A 16,517-nucleotide genomic window follows, 5' to 3' on the forward strand; every position below is an offset into this window, starting at 1 on the left:
GCCGTCGGCTGCCCGTTCGCCTATGGGGTCACCGCTGGGTCACCGCTGGGGCACCGCGTAGCCGGGCACCGACGGCCACCGCACCGTCAACACCACCGACTCCTCCTCCGCGCGCCAGGAGTGGTCGACCCCGCGCTCCCACACGACGTAATCACCCTGCTGCTCCAGGAGGACGCTGCGGCCGGGCAGCTCGACGCGGAAGCGGCCGCTGATGAGCACCAGCAGAGCCGTCCGCTCCTCGCCCCGCACCCACTCCGCCCGCTCGTCCCCGGGCGGGTGGACGCCCCACTTGATCTCCACGTCCTCGCTGTGGCGGGGGTCGTCGGCGTCCTTGAAGTGCCCGAGGATCCACCCCCGGTCCAGTGCCGCGTCCTTGCCCGCGTTGCCCACGTACACGTTGTCGTTCACGCTTCCGGAAGCTAGCAGGTGGGCCGGATGGGGTGCGGTCATGGCTCTACGGCGCCTGACGTCCGTAACTCCGGCATCGTGCCCTCCCGCCGAGGCCACGGGTCAGCGCGGCAGTCGCGGGGCCGGTTTCGAGGGGGACGGCCGGGGGCGGGTGCTGTCGCTCGGGGTGGAGGTGGGGGTGGGAGTGGGGGTGTCGGAGACGCGGGGGTGATGGGCCGGTGGCTCCGGACGGCTTCGTCCCGGCGAACCGGGAAGGAGCAGGAAACACAGGACGGCGGTGGCGGCCGCGGCCGCGACGACGAGGGACGCGGTCCGCCGGATCCGGCGGGTCCCCCAGGCCCGGCCCGTGGGAGGCCGCGCCGGTGACAGGTCGTGGGTGGTGATGAGCCGCGCACGGGCGTCGAGGGCGGTGCGCAGCCGTCGTTCGACGACGTGACGCCTCGTTGTCATCGGGCCGCCTCCAGCAGCTTCTCGAGGGTGTCCAGCGCGCGGCTCGCGGTGGACTTCACCGTTCCACGGGACACGCCCAGGGTCTCCGCTATCTGCGCCTCGGTCAGATCCGACCAGTAGCGCAGCACCAGTACCTCACGCTGACGCCGGGTGAGTTTCGCCAGCGCGTCCAGAACCTCGCGGTGCTCCTCGGCGAGCAGCAGCCGCTCGTCGACCGGCGCGCCCTGCCCCTGGTGGGGCGGGGTGTACGCGCGCGCCGTGCGGCGTCTGCGCAGCACGGAGCGGGCGGCGTTGACGACGGCGGTGTGCAGATAGGCGTGCGCGTCCTCCAGGCTGTCCAACGCGGAACCGTGTCTGCGGCACACCGCGGCGAAGGCGTCCTGGACGACGTCCTCGGCGGTGTGCTGGTCGTCCACCAGGAACACCGCCAGCCGGACCATGTCCAGCCGCCGGGCCCGGTACAGATCGGCCAGCGTGGGGCTCGGCTCCCGGCCGCCCCCGCCGTCCCGGCCGTCCTGGCCGTCCACCGGCTTGAGCAGCCGGAACCGCCGCCGGGCGCGTGGCGGTTCGACGCCCGGCGGCGAGGCGGTCGTCCGGGTGCGGCGGAGCAGCCGGACCCACCACGGCAGGACATGAGTGAGCTGCATCGTCCTCGTTCACCTCATCGGTGGGTCGGGGCCGGCTCCGGATCCGGCCCCGACCCATCGGGGACTGACGGCTAGCGGTGGGCCGGAGTGGAGGGCACCGGCTTGGGGTGCGCGGAGCCGGGGACGGAGGGGACGGGCCTGGGCTGGGTGTTACCCGGGACGGAGGGCACGGGCTTGGGCTGGGTGTTACCCGGGACGGAGGGCACGGGCTTGGGCTGGGTGTTACCCGGGGCGGACGGCACGGGCTTGGGCTGGGTGTCACCCGGGGCGGACGGCACGGGCTGGGGCTGGGTGTTACCCGGGGCGGACGGCACGGGCTTGGGCTCGGTGTCACCCGGGGCGGACGGTACCGGCACCGGGGTGGACGTGCTCGATGTGGTGGCCGGTCGCGAGTGGTCGGCGGTGGCCGCCTGGGCGGCCATGCCGCCGCCCACGAGCAGGGCGATACCGGCGGCCGACCCCAGAACCCAGGTGCGCGCGGGGCGGTTCGGCTTCTGTGCGCGGATGTGCCGCATAGGGACGACTCCAAGAGGTCGAGGGAACGTTGATGGGTCAGGCGGCGCCGGGGGCCGGAAGACCCGTCCCGGAAACCCGCCTTCACCCCACCAGACGTGCGGCCCCACCCGGGGTTGTCGCGGCCACGCGGAAATTTTCCCGCGGGGGCGGGGCCGCCTCTCCGACGCGCCGGGGCAAGCCGATCAACCCCCGGCGCGCGGGCCGCGTCACTCACACCACGGGGGCCACCCAGGCCCCCTCGGCGACCCGGAGGTCTGCGGATGAGACAGAGAACGGCACGCGGCGGCTTCTGCGCCCTGGTGGTGAGCCTGGCCGTGGGCGCCGCCACCCTCACGCCCGCGCACGCCGCCACGACGGACGGCCACGAGGCCACGCGTGACGCGCTGCGGGAGTGGGTGGAGGAGGGCGGGATGCCCGGGGTGGCGGCCACGGTGCGGGACGGCGGGGAGACCTGGTTCGGGTCGGCGGGGTACGCGGACACCGACACCGGTCGGAAACGGTCGCTCGGTGACCACTTCCGGGCGGCGAGCATTACCAAGCCGTTCATCGCGACCGTTCTCCTCCAACTGGAGGCGGAGGGACGGCTGAGCCTGGACGACTCGGTCGAGAAGTGGCTGCCCGGGCTGGTGCGGGGCAATGGCAACGACGGCGGCGGGATCACCCTGCGGCGCCTGCTCAACCACACCAGCGGCCTCTACAACTACACCGACGACCCGGACTTGCAGGTCAACACCTCCGGCAGCGGTTTCCCCGAGCATCGCTACGCCACCTACACGCCCGAGGACCTGGTGGCGGTCGCGATGAAGCATCCGCCGCACTCCGCGCCGGGCGGGGAGCCGTGGTACTCGAACACCAACTACGTCCTCGCGGGGATGGTCATCGAGAAGGTGACGGGGCACTCCTACGCGCGGGAGGCGACGCGGCGGATCATCAAACCGCTGAAGCTGCGCGAAACGTCGTTCCCCGGCACCGGCCCGCGGATGCCCAGGCCGCACCCCGTCGCGTACTCATGGCTCCACGACGACTCCCCCGGCGCCCCGGTCCACGACGCCACCGAGCAGAACATGAGCTGGCTGGGCGCTGCGGGCGAGCTGATATCCACCGCCGGTGACCTCAACCGCTTCGACCGCGCCCTGATGCGCGGCCGACTGCTGCCGCGCGCCCAGCTGGACGAGATGCTGAACGAGGTGCCCTCGGAGGGCGGTATCGGGTACGGGCTCGGGGTCGAAGTGGCCACCCTGTCCTGCGGGGTGACCGTGGTGGGCAAGACCGGTCGCACCAATGGCTCGCTGTCGGCGGTGGTGGGCACGGAGGACGGCACGCATCAGCTGACGTTCAACGCCAACGGCGACCGGCTCCCGGACTCGTCCCGCTACTTCAAGGTGATCGAGGCGGAGTTCTGCGGCCCTGAAGTAACGGATCAATAACTTCCGAAAATCGTGCAACCCTTCCGCACCCTGGCCGGTCGTACCTGGCATCGGGCTTCCTGGGAGGGGATCTGGGGGGATTTCAGAGGAAGCCCTGGGGGAGGGGAAACGAGGGGCCTGGTCGACGGACCGGGCCCCTCGAAACGCGTCCGGGCACCGTCAGAACGGCACGCCGCACCGCAGCAGCACGTTCGCGTACGGCCGCGCCTCGCCGGTCCGTACGACCAGCTTCGCCGTGGCCGTCCGGGACTTCAGCTCCTCGTGGGACACCAGATCCAGCGCGGGGTACGGGAAGCAGGCGTCGAGCAGGGCCATCGCCGCCGGGTTGTGCTCGCTCACCTCCTGCGCCGCGACCGCCCCCTCGGTCACCAACTCGTCCAGCAGCCCGGTCAGCACCTGCTCGAAGGACGGCACGCCCGCCCTGAAGGCGAGGTCGACGACGACGGGACCGGAGGACGGTATGGGCAGGCCCGCGTCGCACACCATCACCGTGTCGGTGTGGCCCAGCAGCGCGATGCCCGCGCTCAGATGACGGTTGAGGATCCCCGCACGCTTCACAGGGCTGCCACCTCGTCGGCGGTCGGGAACGACACCTGCGCCCCGGCCCGGGTCACCGCGGCCGCGCCGACGCGCACGGCGTACCGGACCGCGGTCTCCAGGTCGTCGCCGATGCCCAGGCGCCAGGCGAGCGCGCCGGTGAAGGCGTCACCGGCGCCCGTGGTGTCCACGGCGTCGACCGGCAGGCTGGGGACATGGACCGTACGGTCGCCGTCGGCGACGAGCGCGCCCGCGCCGCCCAGGGTGACCACCACCGAGCGCGGGCCGCGCGCCAGCAGCGCCGACGCCCACGCCTCGGGGTCCGTGGCGTCCCCGGCCGGATCGCCGCTCAGCAGATACCGCGCCTCGTGCTCGTTGACGACGAGGGGATCGCACGCGGCCAGCACCTCGGCGGGGAGGGGCGCGGGCGGTGAGGGGTTGAGCACCACGCGCGGCCCGGGCCGGCCGCCGAAGCCCGCGTCCGCGGCGCGCACCACCTCGGCGACCGTCTCCAGCGGGATCTCCAGCTGGAGGGAGACGACGCGGGCGGCGGCCAGCAGGCTCCCGGAAGCGCGCACGTCCTCGGGGGTGAGCCGGAAGTTGGCACCGGGGGAGACCACGATGCTGTTGTCGCCCGAGGGGTCCACCGTGATCAGCGCGACCCCGGTGGGCGCGCCGCCGACCAGGACCCCGGCGGTGTCGACCCCGGCCTCCCGCTGCGAGTCCAGCAGCAGCCGGCCGTAGGCGTCGTCGCCGACCCGGGCCAGCAGGGTCGTACGGGCCCCCAGCCGGCCGGCGGCGACGGCCTGGTTGGCGCCCTTGCCGCCCGGGTGGACGGCCAGGTCGGAGCCGAGGACGGTCTCCCCGGCCCCGGGGCGGCGGTCGACGCCGACCACCAGATCGGCGTTGGCCGAGCCCACGACCAGCAGGTCGTAGTCGTGCATGCGGTATGTCCTTTCAGACGGGCGATTTTGTCAGCCGTCACTCGTCAGCTGTTACTTGTCAGCCGTCACTTGTCAGCTGATACCTGTCAGCCGATCCCCGTCATCCGTCAGTGGTCAGCCGACACCTGTCATCTGTTACGTGTCAGCCGGTGAGCCGTTCACTTCGCCGCGACGACCTTCACCGGGACCTTGACCGCGCCGGCGATCTTCTGGCCCTTCGCCGCCTTGATCGCGTTCCGTACGACCAGCCGCCCCAGCTGCTCGGGCTGCTGGGCGACGGTCGCGGTGAGCGTGCCGTTCCGTACCGCCTTGAGGCCGTCCGGTTCGCCGTCGAAGCCGACGACCTTGACGGACTTGCCCGCCTTGGATCCCAGCGCCTTGATCGCGCCGAGCGCCATCTCGTCGTTCTCGGCGAAGACGCCGTCCACGCCGGAGTGGGCCTGGAGCAGGTTGGTGGTCACGTCCAGGGCCTTGGTGCGGTCGAAGTCCGCGGGCTGCTTGCCGACGACCTTGATGCCCGGGTACGCCTTCAGCCCCTCCGCGAAGCCCTGGCCGCGCTCGCGCGAGGCGGACGTACCGGCGACGCCCTGGAGGACCAGGATCCGGCCCTTGCCGCCCAGCCGCTCGGCCAGCGTCCTGGCGGCGAGCTTGCCGCCCGCGATGTTGTCGGAGGCCACCAGGGAGGCGATGTCCGCCTTGTTGACGGTGCGGTCCGCCGCGAGCACCGGTATACCGGCCTTGTTGGCCGCCTTGACGGACGGGCTCGCCGCGTCGGAGTCGACCGGGTTGATGATGATCGACTTCATGTTCTGGCTGGTGAAGTTCTGTATCTGATTGGCCTGCTGGGAGGCGTCGTTCTGGGCGTCGGTGACGGTGAGGCTGATCCCGGCGCGCTTGGCCTCGGCCTGCGCGCCCGCCTTGAGCTGGACGAAGAAGGGGTTGTTGAGGGTCGAGACCGACAGGCCCACCTTGGTCTTCGCGCCGCTGTCGGAACCGGAGTGCCACAGGGACGAGCCGAAGGCGAACGCGGCGACGACCACGGCGGCCACCGCGAACTTCCCGGCGTTCACGGCCGCCTTACGGCCGCCACCGGACGGACCGCCCGCCGACGCTCCCGGCGCCGCGGGGCGGGCCCCGGCGCGCCGCCGCACCGTGTCGAGCAGCACCGCGAGCGCGATGACGACACCGATGACGACCTGCTGCCAGAAGGCGGAGACCTCCAGCAGGTTGAGCCCGTTGCGCAGCACGGCAAGGATCAGCGCGCCGATGAGCGTGCCGGACGCCTTGCCGACGCCGCCGGACAGGCTCGCGCCGCCGATGACGACCGCGGCGATCGCGTCCAGTTCGTAGCCGACCGCCGCCTGCGGCTGCGCGGAGGACAGCCGGGAGGCGAGCACGATGCCCGCGATCGCGGCGAAGCCGCCGGACAGGGCGTAGATGACCAGCTTCTGACGGCCCACCCGGATGCCGGAGAGCCGGGCCGCCTCCTCGTTGCCGCCGATCGCGTACATCGCGCGGCCCGCGTACGTGCGGCCCAGCACCGCGGAGGTGATCAGGCCCATGGCGATCATCACGAGCACCGGGACCGGCAGCCAGCCGCCGAGGGTGTCGCCGAGGCCGGACACCGAGTCCGGGACGGAGATGGGGCTGCCCTGCGAGATGACCAGGGCGAGGCCCCGGCCGACCGACAGCATCGCGAGCGTGGCGATGAACGGCGGCAGCTTGCCGAACGACACCAGCGCCCCGCTGACCAGGCCGCACGCGACGCCAGTGGCGACGGCGAGCAGCGCCGCGAGCCATACCGGCAGCCCCTGCGAACTGGCCGACCAGGCGAGCACGGTGGCGGACAGCGCGGCCACCGAGCCGACCGACAGGTCGATGCCCGCGGAGACGATGACGAAGGTGACGCCGAAGGCGAGGATCGCGGTGACCGCCGCCTGGACGCCGACGTTGAGGAGATTGTCGGTGGTGAGGAAGTCGCCGGACAGCAGCGACATCGCCGCCACCAGCAGCACCAGGGCGCTCAGCGCGCCGTTGTCGAGCAGCACGCGGCGCAGTACGGCCGGGCCCCCGGGGTCCTTCGTGGACGCGAGCGTGTCAGTGGCCACGGGAGCCCTCCTTTTCGTTGGCGCCGACTCCTTCGTCGGCGCCGTCTGTGCTTCCTTCGACGCCCTTGACGTCCTTCACCGCCAGGGCCATGACGGCGTCCTGGGTCGCTTCCCGCGCGGTCAGCTCTCCGGCGATCCGGCCCTGCGCCATGACCAGGACCCGGTCGCTCATGCCCAGCACCTCGGGGAGGTCGCTGGAGATCATCAGGACGGCGTGGCCGGAGGCGGTGAGTTCGTTGATGAGCTGATAGATGTCGACCTTGGCGCCCACGTCGATGCCGCGGGTCGGCTCGTCGAGGATGAGCACCTTGCTGTCGGCGAGCAGCCACTTGCCGATGACGACCTTCTGCTGGTTGCCGCCGGAGAGGGTGCGCACGTGCTGGTCGAGCCCGGCCATCCGGACCGCCAGCTGCTCGGCGATCCGCTCCGCCGCGCGGCGCTGCCCGGCCCGGTCGACGAACCCGGCGCGGGTGGCGCCGCGCAGCGTGACCAGGCCCAGGTTCTCCTGCACGGACGCGTCCAGGACGAGCCCCTGGCCCTTGCGGTCCTCGGGGACGAGGCCGATCCCGGCGTCCATCGCGGCGACCACGTCATGGCGGGGCAGCGGTACGCCCGCGACCTCGACGGTGCCGGTGTCGTACGGATCGGCGCCGAAGAGGGCCCGTACGACCTCGGTGCGGCCCGCCCCGACGAGACCGGCGAGGCCGACCACCTCCCCGGCACGCACGTCGAAGTCGATGTCCTGGAAGCTGCCGCCGCGGCCGAGCCCCCGGACCTTCAGCAGCGGCTCGCCCGCACTGCCGGATGCGCTGCCGGACGCCGGGCGCTCCCTCGGGTACTGCTGCTCGATGGACCGCCCGACCATCAGCCGCACCAGTTCGTCCTGATCGGTGGTGGCCGGGACCTGGGTGACGCTGCGGCCGTCGCGCAGGACGGTCACGCGGTCGCCCAGGGCGGCGATCTCCTCCAGGTGGTGGGTGATGAAGACGACGCCCACCCCGTCCGCGCGCAGGGTGCGGACGATCCGGAAGAGCTTGTCGACCTCCTCCGTGGTGAGCACGGCGGTCGGCTCGTCCATGATCAGGACGCGGGCGTTCAGGCTGAGCGCCTTGGCGATCTCGACCATCTGCAGCCGGGCGATCCCCAGGTCGCGGACGCGCGTACGGGGAGAGACGTCCACGCCGACGCGGGCGAGGAGTTCGGCGGCCCGCTCGTCCATCGCCGTACGGTCGATCAGCCCGAAGCGGCGCGGCTGACGGCCCAGGAAGATGTTCTCGGCGACGCTGAGATCGGGGACGAGGTTGAACTCCTGGTAGATGGTGGCGATGCCCAACCGCTCGGCGTCCTGTGCGCCCTGGATACGGACCGGACCGCCGTCGACCAGCACGCGTCCACCGTCGGGGCGGTGCGCGCCGGACAGCATCTTGATCAGCGTGCTCTTGCCCGCTCCGTTCTCGCCGAGGAGGACGTGCACCTCGCCCCGGCGGAGGTCGAAGTCGACGCCGTCCAGCGCGACCACGCCGGGGAACGTCTTGCGGACCCCCTCCATCCGAAGGATCTCCGCCCCGTGGTCCGCCGGTTCCGGCTCGGGGCTGGGCGTCGTGGTCATGGCGTGCTCCCTTCGGGCTCGCCGCAGGAGCGGCGGGGGACCAGGCGGGCGGACAGGGTCACCGATGCGGCGGTCCGCCCCTCCACGCGGTCGATCAGCGCGCCGACGGCGGCGTGGCCGAGGTCTCCGGTGGGCTGGGCGATGGCGGTGATCGGCGGATCGGTGTGGACGAACCACGGGATGTCGTCGAACGCGGCGAGCGCCACGTCGTCGGGCACCTGCAGCCCGCGGGAGCGGATCTCGTCCATCGCGCCGAGCGCCATGAGATTGTCGGCGGCGAAGATCGCCTCCGGCGGGTCGGGCAGATCGAGGAAGCGGGCGGTCACCCGCCGCCCGCTGTCGGCCTGGAAGTCGCCCTGGCCGATGTGGTCGGCGGGCAGGGCGAGGCCGAACTCGCGCAGGGCGGAGCGGAAGGCGTCCACCCGTTCGCGCCCGGTGGTGGTGGCGGCCGGGCCCGCGATGATGGCGAGCCGGCGGTGGCCGAGGGCGTGCAGATGGGCGACCAGATCGCGGACCGCGCCCCGGCCGTCGGTGCGCACGACGGGCACCTCGTCCAGCCCCTCGCCCTCGATCCAGCGGTCGACGAAGACCATGGGCGTGCCGGTGCGGGCGGCGTCCAGCATCAGCGGGGAGCCGCCGTCGGTGGGGCTGACCAGCAGGCCGTCGATGCGGCGGTCCACCAGGGTGCGGACGTGGTGGTCCTGGAGTTCGGGCCGCTCGTCGGCGTTGCCGATGACCACGCTGTAGCCCCGGTCCCGGGCCGCGTCCTCGACCGAGCGGGCCAGCTCGGTGAAGAAAGGGTTCAGCACATCGCTGATGACCAGCCCGAGGGCGCGGGTCTGATGGGTGCGCAGCGAGCGGGCGACGGCGTTGGGCCGGTAGCCGAGGTCGGCGACGGCGGCGAGCACCCTGTCCCGGGTGTCCGTGCGGACGGACGGGTGGTCGTTGAGCACCCGGGAGACCGTCGCGACGGAGACCCCGGCGCGCCGCGCCACGTCCTTGATGGCCGGCATCGCCCCACCTCCTCGTGGAATCGATTACATCGATGACGCCGAGGGAGATTGGAATCGATTACACGCGGGCGGGGCAAGATGCCGGAGCGGGCCGCAATCGGATCGTGATGTTCCACTCCGCCCGAACCGCCACCGCGGGCCCTCCGGGATGTCCACAGGCTCGCTTCGCGCCCTGACCCGGTGTCCGCCCCCGGCGGTACGGTCGGTGCATGCTCAAACTCGCGGTGGTCGAAGGGGTTCTGGAGAGGATCACCTACGCCAATGAGGAGAACGGGTACACGGTCGCCCGGGTCGACACCGGCCGTGGTGCGGGCGATCTGCTGACCGTCGTCGGCTCGCTGCTGGGCGCACAGCCGGGCGAGTCGCTGCGGATGGAGGGCCGCTGGGGTTCCCATCCGCAATATGGCAAACAGTTCACCGTCGAGAACTACCAGACCGTCCTGCCCGCCACCGTGCAGGGCATCCGGCGCTATCTCGGATCGGGCCTCATCAAGGGCATCGGCCCCCGGATCGCCGACCGGATCACCGAGCACTTCGGCGTCGACACCCTCGACGTCATCGAAGAGCAGCCGAAGCGGCTGATCGAGGTCCCCGGCCTCGGCCCCAAGCGGACGAAGATGATCGCCGCGGCCTGGGAGGAGCAGAAGGCCATCAAGGAGGTGATGGTCTTCCTCCAGGGCGTCGGCGTCTCCACCTCCATCGCGGTGCGGATCTACAAGAAGTACGGCGACGCGTCGATCGCGATAGTGAAGAACGAGCCGTATCGGCTGGCCGCCGACGTCTGGGGCATCGGCTTCCTCACAGCCGACAAGATCGCCCAATCGGTCGGCATCCCGCACGACAGCCCCGCCCGGGTCAAGGCCGGTCTGCAGTACGCGCTGTCCCAGTCCGCCGACCAGGGCCACTGCTACCTCCCCGAGGAGCAACTGATCGCCGATGCCGTGAAGTTGCTCCAGGTCGACACCGGGCTGGTCATCGACTGCCTGGGCGAGCTGGCGGCCGAGGACGAGGGCGTGGTGCGCGAGCCGGTGCCGGGCCCGGAGGACGGCGAGCCGGTCTCGGCGGTCTATCTGGTGCCCTTCCACCGCGCCGAGATCTCGCTGGCCGGTCAGGTGCGGCGGCTGCTGCGCACCGAGGAGGACCGGATGCCCGCCTTCCAGGGCGTGGACTGGGACGCGGCGCTGGGCTGGCTCGCCAAGCGCACCGGCGCCGACCTGGCCTCCGAGCAGCGCGAGGCGGTGCGGCTCGCGCTCACCGAGAAGGTCGCGGTGCTCACCGGCGGCCCCGGCTGCGGCAAGTCCTTCACCGTGCGGTCCGTGGTGGAGCTGGCCCGCGCCAAGAAGGCCAAGGTGGTGCTCGCGGCCCCCACCGGCCGGGCCGCCAAGCGGCTCGCCGAGCTGACCGGGGCCGAGGCGTCCACGGTGCACCGGCTGCTGGAGCTGAAGCCCGGCGGGGACGCCGCGTACGACAAGGACCGCCCGCTGGACGCCGACCTGGTGGTCGTCGACGAGGCGTCGATGCTCGATCTGCTGCTGGCCAACAAGCTGGTCAAGGCGGTCCCGCCGGGCGCCCATCTGCTGTTCGTGGGGGATGTGGACCAGCTGCCGAGCGTCGGCGCCGGGGAGGTGCTGCGGGATCTGCTGGCCGACGGCAGCCCGGTGCCGGCCGTCCGGCTGACCCGGATCTTCCGCCAGGCACAGCAGTCCGGGGTGGTCACCAACGCCCACCGGATCAATTCCGGCGCCCCGCCGATCACGCAGGGCCTGTCGGACTTCTTCCTCTTCGTGGAGGACGACACGGAGGAGGCCGGGCGGCTCACGGTGGATGTCGCGGCCCGCCGGGTGCCCGCGAAGTTCGGCCTCGACCCCCGCCGTGACGTGCAGGTCCTCGCCCCGATGCACCGTGGCCCGGCGGGCGCGGGCACCCTCAACGGACTGTTGCAGCAGGCCATCACCCCGGCCCGGCCGGACCTGCCGGAGCGGCGTTTCGGCGGCCGGGTCTTCCGTGTCGGCGACAAGGTGACGCAGATCCGCAACAATTATGAGAAAGGGGCCAACGGGGTCTTCAACGGCACGGTTGGAGTCGTCACCTCCCTCGACACCGACGAGCAGCGGCTGACCGTGCGGACGGACGAGGACGAGGAGGTGCCGTACGACTTCGACGAGCTGGACGAGCTGGCTCACGCCTATGCGGTGACCATCCACCGCTCCCAGGGCAGTGAGTACCCGGCCGTCGTGATCCCGGTGACCACCGGGGCCTGGATGATGTTGCAGCGGAACCTGCTGTACACGGCGGTGACCCGGGCCAAGCGCCTTGTGGTGCTGGTCGGATCGCGCCGCGCGCTCGGGCAGGCGGTGCGTACCGTCTCGGCGGGCCGACGCTGTACGGCGCTGGATCACCGGCTCGGCGGGGCATAGGAGTCGAGTGTGTCAAGAGGGTTTCCGAACGGTGACGAACGGGGCAGGATGGCCGTGGAGGCGGCACTGAGTGCCGCCAAAAGGCCCTTCAGTCGACCCCGAGTGCACGTTCATCACCCGAGTAGGGGAAGGTGGGGGGAGTCAGGGCACCTCGAGGAAGAGAACCAGACGTCGGTGAGGGATGACGTGAGCGACAACTCTGTAGTACTGCGGTACGGAGACGACGAATACACCTACCCGGTGGTCGACAGCACCGTCGGCGACAAGGGCTTCGACATCGGCAAGCTGCGCGCCCAGACCGGTCTGGTGACCCTGGACTCCGGTTACGGCAATACCGCCGCGTACAAGTCCGGCATCACCTACCTGGACGGTGAGCAGGGCATTCTGCGGTACCGCGGGTACCCCATCGAGCAGCTGGCGGAGCGCGCCTCCTTCCTGGAGACGGCCTTCCTTCTGATCAACGGTGAGCTGCCGACGGTCGACGAACTGGCCGCGTTCCGTGAGGACATCACCCGCCACACGCTGCTCCACGAGGACGTCAAACGGTTCTACGACGGCTTCCCGCGGGACGCGCACCCGATGGCGATGCTGTCCTCCGTGGTCAGCGCGCTGTCGACGTTCTACCAGGACAGCCACAACCCGTTCGACGAGAAGCAGCGCAACCTGTCGACGATCCGGCTGCTGGCCAAGCTGCCGACCATCGCGGCGTACGCGTACAAGAAGTCGGTCGGCCACCCGTTCGTCTATCCGCGCAACGACCTCGGTTACGTGGAGAACTTCCTGCGCATGACCTTCTCGGTCCCGGCGCAGGAGTACGAGCTGGACCCGGTCGTGGTCAGCGCGCTCGACAAGCTGCTGATCCTGCACGCCGATCACGAGCAGAACTGTTCGACCTCGACGGTCCGGCTCGTCGGCTCCTCGCAGGCCAACATGTTCGCCTCCATCTCGGCGGGCATCAACGCCCTGTGGGGCCCCCTGCACGGCGGCGCCAACCAGTCGGTGCTGGAGATGCTGGAGGGCATCCAGGCGTCCGGCAGCGATGTCGACACCTTCATCCGCAAGGTGAAGAACAAGGAAGACGGCGTGAAGCTCATGGGCTTCGGGCACCGCGTCTACAAGAACTTCGACCCCCGGGCGAAGATCATCAAGTCGGCGGCGCACGATGTCCTCTCCGCGCTCGGCAAGTCCGACGAGCTGCTCGACATCGCGCTCAAGCTCGAGGAGCACGCGCTCGCGGACGACTACTTCGTGGAGCGCAAGCTCTACCCGAACGTGGACTTCTACACCGGTCTGATCTACCGGGCGATGGGCTTCCCGACCGAGATGTTCACCGTGCTGTTCGCGCTCGGCCGGCTGCCGGGCTGGATCGCCCAGTGGCACGAGATGATCAAGGAGCCGGGCTCCCGCATCGGCCGCCCGCGCCAGATCTACACGGGCGTCGTCGAGCGTGACTTCATCCCGGTGGAGCAGCGCTAGAGACAGCGCTGAAGCGCGGCCCTGACAGGCGGCGCCGAACAAAGCGAGAAGCGCCCCGCTGCCGATCCCCCCACGGGTCGGAGCGGGGCGCTTCCCTTGTCCCGGTTCGGATTCCCCCCACGGGATCCGGCCCGGGCGTTCTGTGGGCCGTACGGGCTCGTACGGACGCGATCTGCCGGGACGCGTACGTACGGGAGGGCCGCTCAAAGCTCCCCGGGTACGTCGCCCCGGCCACGCGTAGCAGGATGCGTCCCCCAAGACGTATCCCCACCGCCCCATTAGACTCGCGACCCCCCTCAATGGTTACGTTGGGTTGTCTGTGATCTGCGTCTCTTGCCATATGGGGGCGTAAAAGGGCAAGAGCCCCGATTCAAAATTCGAGGCTCTTGTGTATGGGTGTTGTGCGGCTTATGGGGACTTGGTGGAGACCGTGGACGCCGTGAAGGAACGCAGTCGCAGGCTGTTGCTCACGACGAACACGGAGGAGAACGCCATCGCGGCGCCCGCGATCATCGGGTTGAGCAGACCGGCCGCGGCGAGCGGCAGCGCGGCGACGTTGTAGCCGAACGCCCAGAACAGGTTGCCCTTGATGGTGGTGAGGGTCCGGCGGGCCAGCCGGATCGCGTCGGCGGCCACGCGCAGGTCGCCCCGGACGAGGGTGAGGTCACCGGCCTCGATCGCCGCGTCCGTCCCGGTACCCATGGCGAGGCCGAGGTCGGCGGTGGCCAGGGCGGCGGCGTCGTTGACCCCGTCGCCGACCATGGCGACCGTTCGGCCCTCGTCCTGCAGCCGCTTCACGACGTCGACCTTGTCCTGCGGCAGGACGCCGGCGATGACCTCGTCGATGCCGACCTCACGGGCGACCGACTCGGCCACGCGCCGGTTGTCGCCGGTCAGCAGCACCGGGGTGAGGCCGAGGGCGCGCAGCTGGGCGACGGCTTCGGCGCTGGTCTCCTTGACGGCGTCGGCGACGGTGAGGACGCCGCGGGCGTGCCCGTCCCAGGCGACGGCGACCGCCGTATGGCCTTCCGCCTCGGCCGCGGCCTTGGCGGCCGCCAGGTCCTCCGGCAGGTCGATGGACCACTGGGCGAGCAGCGTGTCGCGGCCGACGAGCACCGCGTGTCCCTCGACGACGCCCTGGACGCCGAGCCCGGGCACGGACCCGAAGCTCTCGGGCGCCGGGAGCGCCCCGGTGCGCTCGGCCGCGCCGTCCGCGATGGCGCGGGCGATGGGGTGCTCACTGGCGTGTTCCACGGCGCCCGCGAGCCGCAGCAGCTCGTCCTCGCCGGTGCGCTGGGCGGGGATGGTCTGGTGCAGCCGCATCCTGCCGGTGGTCACGGTGCCGGTCTTGTCGAGGACGACGGTGTCCACCCGGCGGGTCGACTCCAGCACTTCGGGGCCCTTGATGAGGATGCCCAGCTGGGCGCCGCGGCCGGTGCCGACCATGAGCGCGGTCGGGGTGGCCAGGCCCAGGGCGCACGGGCAGGCGATGATCAGGACGGCGACGGCGGCGGTGAAGGCGGCGGTCGCGTCGTTCGTCGTCAGCCACCAGACCAGCAGGGTGCCCACGGCGATCAGCAGCACGATCGGCACGAAGACGCCGGAGACCCGGTCGGCGAGCCGCTGCACCTCGGCCTTGCCGTTCTGCGCGTCCTCCACCAGGCGGGCCATCCGGGACAGCTGGGTGTCGGCGCCCACCCGGGTGGCCTCCACGACGATGCGGCCCGCCGTGTTGACGGTCGCGCCCGCGACCGTGTCACCGACCGCGACGTCCACCGGTACGGATTCGCCGGTCAGCATCGAGGCGTCGACGGCGGAGCTGCCCTCGGCCACCGTGCCATCGGTGGCGATCTTCTCGCCGGGGCGTACGACGAAGCGGTCCCCGACCGCCAGGTCGCGCACGGGGATCCGTACTTCCTCGCCTCCGCGCAGGACGGCGACGTCCTTGGCGCCCAGCTCCAGCAGGGCGCGCAGCGCCGCCCCCGCCCGCCGCTTGGACTTCGCCTCCAGATAGCGGCCGATGAGGATGAAGGTGGTGACCCCGGCGGCCGCCTCCAGATAGATCGAGGACGAGCCGTTGGCGCGGGTGACGGTGAGGTCGAAGCCGTGCCGCATGCCGGTCATGCCCGCGTCGCCGAAGAACAGGGCCCACAGGGACCAGCCGAGCGCCGCGAGGGTGCCCAGGGAGACCAGGGTGTCCATGGTGGCCGCGCCGTGCCGGGCATTGGTCCAGGCGGCCTTGTGGAAGGGGGTCCCGCCCCAGACGACGACGGGCGCGGCGAGGGTGAGGGAGAGCCACTGCCAGTTGTCGAACTGGAGCGAGGGCACCATCGCCAGCACCACGACGGGCAGGGACAGGACGAGCGAGACGAGCACGCGGTGGCGCAGCGGGTCGTGCTCGCCCGGCGCCGGGGCCGTGGCCTCGGCGCTGCCGGGCTCGGGTTCCGGCTCGGCGGGGGGCGGTTCCTCGGCGGTGTAGCCGGTCTTGACGACCGTGGCGATGAGGTCCGCGACCTCGACGCCGCTGCCGTAGGACACCTGCGCCTTCTCGGTGGCGTAGTTCACCGTGGCGGTGACGCCGTCCAGCCGGTTGAGCTTCTTCTCGATGCGCGCCGCGCAGGAAGCGCAGGTCATGCCGCCGATGGCCAGCTCGACCCGCGCCTCGTGCCCGGCGGCGGGAGCCGTGATGGTCATGCGAGCTCGTAACCCGCTTCGTCGACGGCGGCGCGGACCGCCGCCTCGTCCAGCGGGGCGGCCGAGACGACGGTGACCTGGCCGGTGGAGGCCACGGCCTTGACGGAGCTGACGCCGTCGAGGGCGCCGATTTCCTCGGCGACGGCACCCTCGCAGTGGCCGCAGGTCATGCCGGTCACCTGGTAGACGGCGGTGACGGTGTTCGCCTCGGGGCTCATGGATTTCTCCTCTGTGGGGGAGTGGCTGACGGTACGCGAGGGGCGCCGGTTGG

14 protein-coding genes are annotated in these 16,517 nt (G+C 71.5%); 3 read left to right on the forward strand and 11 right to left on the reverse strand.

Going from position 1 to position 16,517, the window contains the following annotated elements; all coding sequences use genetic code 11:
• Nucleotides 1-39: 39 nt before the first annotated feature.
• The 4 genes from ABZ562_RS06615 to ABZ562_RS06630 form a co-directional block, all read right to left on the reverse strand.
• On the reverse strand, nt 40-408 hold the full coding sequence (locus ABZ562_RS06615) for a signal peptidase I (RefSeq protein WP_361474880.1): 369 nt from the start codon (nt 406-408) through the stop codon (nt 40-42).
• Between the two features lie 102 nt (nt 409-510).
• A complete protein-coding gene (locus ABZ562_RS06620) occupies nt 511-858 on the reverse strand; it encodes a hypothetical protein (protein WP_361474882.1) in 348 nt (115 codons plus the stop codon).
• Nucleotides 855-1,505, reverse strand: coding sequence for a sigma-70 family RNA polymerase sigma factor (locus tag ABZ562_RS06625; protein WP_361474884.1), 651 nt, complete (start codon nt 1,503-1,505; stop codon nt 855-857). Before ABZ562_RS06625 ends, ABZ562_RS06620 begins: the two co-directional genes overlap by 4 nt.
• A gap of 71 nt (nt 1,506-1,576) precedes the next feature.
• Nucleotides 1,577-2,020 (reverse strand): hypothetical protein, encoded by a 444-nt coding sequence (locus ABZ562_RS06630; protein ID WP_361474886.1) that lies wholly within the window; start codon nt 2,018-2,020, stop codon nt 1,577-1,579.
• A 261-nt stretch (nt 2,021-2,281) separates the two neighbouring features.
• Here ABZ562_RS06630 and ABZ562_RS06635 point away from each other — a divergent pair, with 261 nt between their 5' ends.
• Nucleotides 2,282-3,448 (forward strand): serine hydrolase domain-containing protein, encoded by a 1,167-nt coding sequence (locus ABZ562_RS06635; protein WP_361474888.1) that lies wholly within the window; start codon nt 2,282-2,284, stop codon nt 3,446-3,448.
• 159 nt (nt 3,449-3,607) lie between these two features.
• Here ABZ562_RS06635 and rbsD read toward each other — a convergent pair whose 3' ends face one another.
• The 5 genes from rbsD to ABZ562_RS06660 all read right to left on the reverse strand — a co-directional run bounded on the left by rbsD (nt 3,608) and on the right by ABZ562_RS06660 (nt 9,659).
• Complete coding sequence (gene rbsD / locus ABZ562_RS06640; protein WP_361474890.1) at nt 3,608-4,006, reverse strand: D-ribose pyranase; 399 nt, start codon at nt 4,004-4,006, stop codon at nt 3,608-3,610.
• Nucleotides 4,003-4,929 carry a ribokinase gene (locus tag ABZ562_RS06645; protein ID WP_361474892.1) on the reverse strand — a complete coding sequence of 309 codons (927 nt, stop codon included), beginning with the start codon at nt 4,927-4,929 and terminating at the stop codon, nt 4,003-4,005. The genes rbsD and ABZ562_RS06645 overlap by 4 nt, the downstream gene beginning before the upstream one ends.
• Nucleotides 4,930-5,087: 158 nt before the next feature.
• A complete protein-coding gene (locus ABZ562_RS06650; protein ID WP_361474894.1) occupies nt 5,088-7,037 on the reverse strand; it encodes a substrate-binding domain-containing protein in 1,950 nt (649 codons plus the stop codon).
• On the reverse strand, nt 7,027-8,646 hold the full coding sequence (locus ABZ562_RS06655) for a sugar ABC transporter ATP-binding protein (protein ID WP_361474896.1): 1,620 nt from the start codon (nt 8,644-8,646) through the stop codon (nt 7,027-7,029). Before ABZ562_RS06655 ends, ABZ562_RS06650 begins: the two co-directional genes overlap by 11 nt.
• Nucleotides 8,643-9,659: a LacI family DNA-binding transcriptional regulator gene (locus tag ABZ562_RS06660; RefSeq protein ID WP_361474898.1), complete on the reverse strand. Its 1,017-nt coding sequence runs from the start codon at nt 9,657-9,659 to the stop codon at nt 8,643-8,645. Before ABZ562_RS06660 ends, ABZ562_RS06655 begins: the two co-directional genes overlap by 4 nt.
• A gap of 209 nt (nt 9,660-9,868) precedes the next feature.
• Here ABZ562_RS06660 and ABZ562_RS06665 point away from each other — a divergent pair, with 209 nt between their 5' ends.
• Nucleotides 9,869-12,076 carry an ATP-dependent RecD-like DNA helicase gene (locus ABZ562_RS06665; protein WP_361474900.1) on the forward strand — a complete coding sequence of 736 codons (2,208 nt, stop codon included), beginning with the start codon at nt 9,869-9,871 and terminating at the stop codon, nt 12,074-12,076.
• 186 nt (nt 12,077-12,262) lie between these two features.
• On the forward strand, nt 12,263-13,552 hold the full coding sequence (locus tag ABZ562_RS06670) for a citrate synthase (protein WP_361474902.1): 1,290 nt from the start codon (nt 12,263-12,265) through the stop codon (nt 13,550-13,552).
• Between the two features lie 408 nt (nt 13,553-13,960).
• Here ABZ562_RS06670 and ABZ562_RS06675 read toward each other — a convergent pair whose 3' ends face one another.
• Together ABZ562_RS06675 and ABZ562_RS06680 are read right to left on the reverse strand one after the other, a co-directional pair.
• Nucleotides 13,961-16,246, reverse strand: coding sequence for a heavy metal translocating P-type ATPase (locus ABZ562_RS06675; RefSeq protein ID WP_361474904.1), 2,286 nt, complete (start codon nt 16,244-16,246; stop codon nt 13,961-13,963).
• On the reverse strand, nt 16,243-16,464 hold the full coding sequence (locus ABZ562_RS06680) for a cation transporter (protein ID WP_361474906.1): 222 nt from the start codon (nt 16,462-16,464) through the stop codon (nt 16,243-16,245). The genes ABZ562_RS06675 and ABZ562_RS06680 overlap by 4 nt, the downstream gene beginning before the upstream one ends.
• Between the last annotated feature and the right edge of the window lie 53 nt (nt 16,465-16,517).

The sequence above is a fragment of the Streptomyces sp. NPDC019937 genome (assembly GCF_040631655.1).
Lineage (GTDB): Bacteria > Actinomycetota > Actinomycetes > Streptomycetales > Streptomycetaceae > Streptomyces.